Raw genomic sequence first — 6,724 nt, forward strand, 5'->3', positions numbered from 1 at the left:
CAGCCTGATCAGGAGTTGCAACCATGAACCGCCCCGAACGTAGCTTCACGACCGACGAGATCCGCCTAGAGCGCCGCCTGCCGACCTACTGGCGTGTCACCTTCGACATGCCGCCGGTGAACATCTTCGGCCCGAGGCATCTTCCGCTGCTCAGCGACATCGTCACCGCGATCGAGACCGATCCTGATGTGAAGGTGGTGGTATTCGACAGCGCCGTCGAAGGCTTCTTCATCACCCATTACGATTTCCTCGCGCCGCCGGAGGAGTCGCTTGCCGTTCCGCCGGGGCCGACGGGCCTGCAGTCGCTGCCTGACACGCTGGTGCGTCTCAGCCGCGCGCCCGTCGTCTCCATCGCCTCGATCCGGGGCCGCGCGACCGGTGTCGGCAGCGAGCTCGCGCTCGCGGGCGACATGCGCTTTGCCAGCCGCGAGAAGGCGATCCTGTCGCAATGGGAGGTCGGTGCGGGCCTCGTGCCCGGCGGCGGACCGATGGCGCGGTTGCCGCGGCTGATGGGCCGTGGTCGCGCGCTCGAAGTGCTGCTCGGCGCCGACGACATTCATGGCGATCTCGCCGAGCGCTACGGCTACGTGAACCGGTCGATGCCAGATGCCGAGCTCGACGGTTTCGTCGAGGCGCTCGCGATGCGCATCGCGTCTTTCGACAAGGAGGCCATCGCCGAGACCAAGCGCCTTGTCGATGTCGCGAGCCTGCCGCCGGATGTGGAGATCAAGCCGGAATGGGACGCGTTCCTGGCCGCGCTCGGCCGGCCTGCGAGCCAGACCCGCCTCAAGACGCTGATGGCGCGCGGCTTCCATCGCGCCGGCGACGTCGAGAACCGGCTGGGCTTCCACGTCGGACAGATCGGCAGCTGACGGAACCGCGGCGGCGCTCGACCGGTTTTGAAGGGGCAGGGGGCGCCACGCCGATGTCGCCTTTACCCGGTACGAGCGGCGATGCTCAAACATAAACCAGGAGAACCATGATGATCCGCAAGGCAACAGCAGTCTGGAAGGGCACCGGTCGCGATGGCACCGGTCATTTGACGAGCGAATCCGGCGTGCTCGCGCAGACGCCCTATTCGTTCAAGACCCGCTTCGAGAACGAGAAGGGGACCAATCCCGAGGAGTTGATCGCGGCGGCCCATGCCGGATGTTTTACCATGGCGCTGGCCTTCGGTCTCCAGATGGCCGGCTTCACGCCGGACGAGCTCTCGACCGAAGCCGCCGTCACGCTCGAGCCCGAAGGCAAGGGCTTCAAGATCAGCAAGTCGGCGCTCACCCTGCGCGCCAAGGTGCCGAACCTCGACGATGCAGGCTTTGCCAAGATCGCCGGCGAGGCCGAGAAGAACTGCCCGGTCTCGAAGGTGCTCAACGCCGCGATCACGCTCGACGCCAAGCTGGGCTGAGCGCGAGCTTCGCTTTGGGTCCATCCGGCCTGGCGACCGGATGGACCGAATGCAATGCGCGGCTTTCGGCCGCCGGTCGGATGCCTATATGATGCGGCAGCTGCAGAACGGATATCGAGATCAAAGGGAGCACATCAAATGACGACAGAGCGCGCAGTTTTGGCCGGGGGCTGCTTCTGGGGCATGCAGGACCTCATCCGCAAGCAGCCGGGCGTGATCTCCACGCGCGTCGGCTACACCGGCGGGCACGTCAAGAACGCCACTTACCGCAATCACGAAGGCCATGCCGAGGCGATCGAGATCATCTTCAATCCCGCCAAGACCAGCTTCCGGACCATGCTCGAATTCTTCTTCCAGATCCACGATCCGACCACGCTCAACCGTCAGGGCAATGATCTCGGCACGAGCTATCGCTCGGCGATCTTCTATACGAGCGAGGAACAGAAGCGCATCGCCGCGGACACCATTGCCGATGTCGAGGCATCCGGCCTGTGGCCGGGCAAGGTGGTGACCGAGGTCGCGCCCGCAGCCGAGTTCTGGGAGGCCGAGCCCGAGCATCAGGATTATCTCGAACGCTATCCGGACGGCTACACTTGCCACTTCATCCGGCCCGACTGGAAGCTGCCGCGCCGGGCGACCGCGCTGGGAGGCTGAAGCATGATCCGGAAAAGCGCGAAGCGGTTTTCCGGAGAGATCATGCGCGAACAATGATCCTGAGCGCGGTGACGATTCATGCAGATCTCATCGCGCTCTGGATCGGGTCGCAGCAGGCCGTCAGGCGCGCAATTGCGCCGTCAGCTCGCGGGCCATGCGCAGGTCGGCGAAATCGGCCCCCTCGGCGAATGATCCGGGGATAGTCTCGAGAACCGACTTGGCGTCCGCACGCCGGCCGGCTCCGATCATCAACCGCGCGAGGCTGGTCGCGCAACGCAGCTCCCAGAAGCGCGCGCCCTGCTGGGCGGCTATGCCCATCGCCTCGCGAAAGCGCGCCTCGGCATCTCCCGCATGCCGCGCGCTTCTGAGCATCAATTCTGCCTTGATGCGGATCAGCTCCGGCAGATACCACCGCTCCTGCCGGTCGTCGCAACGGGCCAGGACGTCCTCGATCACGTCGAGGCCGCGGTCGACCTGTCCGGCTTCCAGCAAGCAACTGGCGAGCTCGGCGAGCAAAGGCAGAAAGCGCGGCAGGAAGCGCGCATCGCCGGCACGATTGAGCTCTTCGCGCAGCAGTGGCAGGCCCGTGGCGATGTCGCCGCGCCTCGCCATGACCGCGGCGTTGAAGGCCCGTGCCCACAGGCCCCACGGCCGGATCGCGTGGCGCTCGGTGTGCTCGAGCAGCTCGGCGCCGTGACGCTCGGCGGCATCGAAGTCGCCGGACCAGAACGCGATCGGGCAGGCGGCCTGCCCCAGCACGCTGCAGAAGGTCAGCGCGTGGCCGTTGGCACGGCCTTCCTCGATGTTGTCAGCGGCCAGCGCCTGGGCCTGGTCGGCGAGGCCCTGAAGCCAGAGGATGCGGGCCCGGAAATATTGCGTCGATATCCTGAGGTCGAGCGGGAATATTTTCGGCTTCGTGACCAGCACATGCAGCGAAGCGTTCACCCGATCAATATGCTGCCGCGCCTCGTTCTGGTCGCCCAGATAGTGCAGCGCGACCGCCATCAGGCGGTCACCCAGCATGAGATCGGTGTCGTCGGATGAATTCGCTGCGGCGTTGGCAAAGCGGTCGGCGAGTGCACGGGCCTTGCCGAACTGACCGTTGTTGAACTGGTCGATGCACAGGCCCCAGAGCGCGCGCAGCCGGAAATCCTTGTCGTCGAGGCTCTCGGCCAGTTCGAGGGTCGTCTCGAGGATCGGGCGTGCCTCGCGCGCGCGGCCCTCGCCATACATCAGCGACCAGCCGAGCGCCGCCAGCAGCTGCATGCGGATGCGGTCGTTGCCGCCGTCGTCGCCGAGCGCCGCCAGTGCCGTCCGGCAGCGCTCTCGGCATTCGGCGAACAGCGACAGACGGACCCACAGGGGCACCGCGGTCGCCGTCAGCGCGATGCCGAGCCCTGCATCGCCGCCCGCCGCGAAAGACCAGTCCAGCGCTGCGCGCACATTGTCCAGCTCGCCGCCATAGGTGTTCAGCCATTCCGGCAGCGGCGTCGAAATGTCGGTCCCCGCGCGCGCGAAGAAGTCGCGAAAATGCTCCGCATGGCGCCGCGCGAACTGCCTGCTTTCGCCGAGCTCGTTCAGCTTGCCGAGCGCGTAGGTGCGCGTGGTGTCGAGCAGGCGATAGCGCAGCGCGCGCGAACCGGAAGGCGAGATCAGCGATTTTGTGACCAGGCTGTCGATCGCCTCCAGCGTCTCGGACGTGCTGAGGCCGTCGCCGGCGGCGACCGCGGCGGCGGCCTCCGGCGCGAACGGCCCGGCGAACACCGACAGTCGTCGCAGCGTCGCGCTTTCCACCGGAGGCAGCAGGTCGTAACTCCAGTCGAGCGCGGCGGCGAGCGTCTGGTGCCGCGGAACGGCCGTGCGTCGCCCCCGCCATTGCAGCGAAAAGCGGCTGTCGAGCAGGGAGGCCGTGCCGGCGATGCCATACGCATTGACGCGGCCCGCCGCGAGCTCGATGGCCAGCGCGATGCCGTCGAGGCGCCGGCAGATGCTGGCGACGAGCGGCGCCTCTTCGGCGCTGAGCTGGAATGGCCCCGAGCTCTGCGCGATGCGCTCGACGAAGAGCTGCGCGGCCGGGTAGGCGAGAACCTCGGCGGCTTCCAGGTCCTCGCGTTCGGGCGGACAATCCAGCGGGAACAGCCGGAAAATCCGCTCGCCTTCGCTTCGGAACGACTCGCGGCTGGTCGCGAGCACACGGAGCTGCGGCGCTTCGCGAACGATGCGCTCGACGAACGGTGCCAGATTGTCCAGCACATGCTCGCAACTGTCGAAGATCAGCAAGGACGGGGCGGTCTTCAGATAGGTCAGGATGGCCGGCGTCGGATCCTCCGAGCTGACGGTCAGTCCGAGGACGGAGGCGATGGTGGTCGTGACATGGCTGGCGTCGCGCAGCGGACTGAAATCGACGAAGAAGACGCGGCCGCCGAAATCCGCCGAGCGGCGATGCCCGACCGTGACGGCGACGGCGGTCTTGCCGATGCCGCCCGGGCCGACCACGGTCATGAAGCGATGGAGGGCAAGGCCGTTCGAAATCTTCTCGATGACCTCCTCGCGCCCGACCATCTTCGCGAGCTGTGCGGGCAGGGAGCGGGGAGGAGCGATCTCGGCGGGGGCTGGCGCGACTTGCGGGGCTGCTTGAGCGAACGAGGCGACGAAGCAATAGCCGCGGCCCGGCACGTTGAGGACGTAACGGGCCGACTTGCCGGTATCGCCCAGCACCTTGCGCAGCGCTGCGACATGGAAGCGCAGGCTGCCCTCGTCGACATTCACTTCGGCCCAGATGCGCTTGACCAGCTCTCTCTTGTCGACGACTTCCCCCGGGCGCTCGGCCAGCAGGATGAGAATATCGAGCGCGCGGCCGCCGACATGAAGCGGCTCCCCCTCTTTCTCCAGGAGCCGGGACTTTGGAAACAGCCGAAATGGCCCGAATGAAACGACCGAGTCTTGGTTATTATCAGCTGGCACGTACCATCGCCCCCGCAACGGGAGTCAAAAAGGTATTTTGTTGTGGTCTAGCAGAACGAGGCGTCCAGTAAACTGGCCGAAAGCCGCATGGCTGGCAGACCTGCGCGGATGGCTTGGATCGCCCCGGCCGGCCTGAATTAGGCTTGAAACGGAAGGGGTTAGCTCGCCATGGTCGGAGCCGCGCCCTTTGTGACGACGCGCGCGGACAGCGTGACGAGGCCCATCAGCGCAGCCAGCAGCCAGAATGCCATGGGCAATCCGCCAAGACGCGCGACGAAGCCGACGCCGGCAGGGCCGATCAGGATCCCTGCATAGCCGGCGGTGGTGATCGCCGCGACCGCAAGGCCCGTCGGCATCACCGTTTGCCGGGCCGCCCGGCGGAAGAGCACCGGCACGAGGTTGGACGCGCCAAGCCCGATCAGCAGGAATCCGGCCATGGCGACCGCCGCAACGGACGCCGTGAGCAGGACCACAAACCCGCCGATCGCGATCAGGCTGCCCCAGAGCAACGTCGCGCGGTCCCCGATGCGCGCGACGACGGCATCGCCGCCGAGCCGCCCGATCGTCATCGCGATCGAGAACACGATATAGCCCATTCCCCCCTGTGCCTCGGAGACGAGGCCAGCGCCGATCACGAGCAGCGCACCCCAATCGAGCATGGCGCCCTCGACCAGGAAGGTGATGGCGCCGAGCAGTGCCAGCAGCAGCACCGATCCGTGCGGCAGCACGAACAGCGGGCCCTCCTGCATCTGTGCCGAACGCAATAGGCGCGGCCAGGTCACGACCATCGCGATCAGCATCAGGGCGGAGCAGATCAGCGTGCAGGCGAGCGCGCCGAATTGCAGCGAGAGCAGCGCCGTCATCAGCGCCGATCCGGCGAAGCCCCCGATGCTGAACAGCGCGTGGAAGCCGGACATTAGCGGGCGCCCCGCGGCGCGCTCCACCTCGACGGCGTGGATGTTCATGGCGACGTCGATCGAGCCGAGCGCGGCGCCGAAGGCGAATAGTGCCAGCGCCAGCGTTGCGGGCGCGCTTGCGACCGCGAGCAGCGGCAGCACCAGCGCCAGACCGAAGCCGCCCGCAACGATGATCGGCCTGCTGCCGTAGCGCGCGCTCATGATTCCCGTCAGCAGCATCGCGGCGACCGAGCCGATGCCGAGGCTGAGCAGCAGCAGCCCGAGCACGCCGTCATCGACACCGAGCCGCGTCTTCGCGAACGGCACCAGCGGCGCCCAGCACGCGATGCCGAAGCCCGCGACGAGGAAGGCAAGCCGGGTCGCAAGGCGCGTCGCAGGCCGATCGGCAGAAGACATGGGAACTCCGGGGAGAAGCTGGGCAGGACGATCGACAAGCCCGAGGATTGTCGCGACTTTATGTCTGTGGCGGGTATGAAGTGTCGCGGTTGAAACGGTGCTTCGATCGACGTGTGTTCGATCATTGGAACCGGTGCCGATCGTCTGCGCCTGGCCCGGATGAGCGAAGCGACATCAAGGGCCGCTCGCCTGGCGGCTTCAACTGTCCCGGATTACGATGCGCTCCATCCGGGCTACGGACCGTGCCTGTGGTCGCGCTCTGTCAATCCATCCGCGCAAAAATATTCCACTTTACCGAAATTCGGTTTTCGCGTATGTGTTGCCCATCCTGGTTCACCAAGAGGGGCGATCTCGTCGTCGTCTTGATCGCGAGCCGGGCTTGCGGTGG

The 6,724-nt window shown here is 66.6% G+C and carries 5 protein-coding genes; 3 read left to right on the forward strand and 2 right to left on the reverse strand.

Features of this window, described 5'->3' with window-relative positions; translation table 11 throughout:
* Nucleotides 1-23 precede the first annotated feature (23 nt).
* From Q0743_RS26445 to msrA, 3 genes are all read left to right on the forward strand, one after another.
* On the forward strand, nucleotides 24-872 hold the full coding sequence (locus tag Q0743_RS26445) for an enoyl-CoA hydratase/isomerase family protein (RefSeq protein ID WP_298244416.1): 849 nt from the start codon (nucleotides 24-26) through the stop codon (nucleotides 870-872).
* A gap of 110 nt (nucleotides 873-982) precedes the next feature.
* On the forward strand, nucleotides 983-1,405 hold the full coding sequence (locus tag Q0743_RS26450) for an OsmC family protein (protein WP_028143735.1): 423 nt from the start codon (nucleotides 983-985) through the stop codon (nucleotides 1,403-1,405).
* A gap of 138 nt (nucleotides 1,406-1,543) precedes the next feature.
* On the forward strand, nucleotides 1,544-2,059 hold the full coding sequence (gene msrA / locus Q0743_RS26455) for a peptide-methionine (S)-S-oxide reductase MsrA (protein ID WP_298244417.1): 516 nt from the start codon (nucleotides 1,544-1,546) through the stop codon (nucleotides 2,057-2,059).
* Between the two features lie 120 nt (nucleotides 2,060-2,179).
* On the opposite strand, the gene Q0743_RS26460 is transcribed toward msrA, so the two are convergent.
* Together Q0743_RS26460 and Q0743_RS26465 are read right to left on the reverse strand one after the other, a co-directional pair.
* Nucleotides 2,180-5,023: a winged helix-turn-helix domain-containing protein gene (locus tag Q0743_RS26460; RefSeq protein ID WP_298244418.1), complete on the reverse strand. Its 2,844-nt coding sequence runs from the start codon at nucleotides 5,021-5,023 to the stop codon at nucleotides 2,180-2,182.
* 158 nt (nucleotides 5,024-5,181) lie between these two features.
* On the reverse strand, nucleotides 5,182-6,336 hold the full coding sequence (locus tag Q0743_RS26465) for an MFS transporter (RefSeq protein ID WP_298244419.1): 1,155 nt from the start codon (nucleotides 6,334-6,336) through the stop codon (nucleotides 5,182-5,184).
* Between the last annotated feature and the right edge of the window lie 388 nt (nucleotides 6,337-6,724).

The sequence above is a fragment of the uncultured Bradyrhizobium sp. genome (genome assembly GCF_936943645.1).
GTDB lineage: Bacteria > Pseudomonadota > Alphaproteobacteria > Rhizobiales > Xanthobacteraceae > Bradyrhizobium.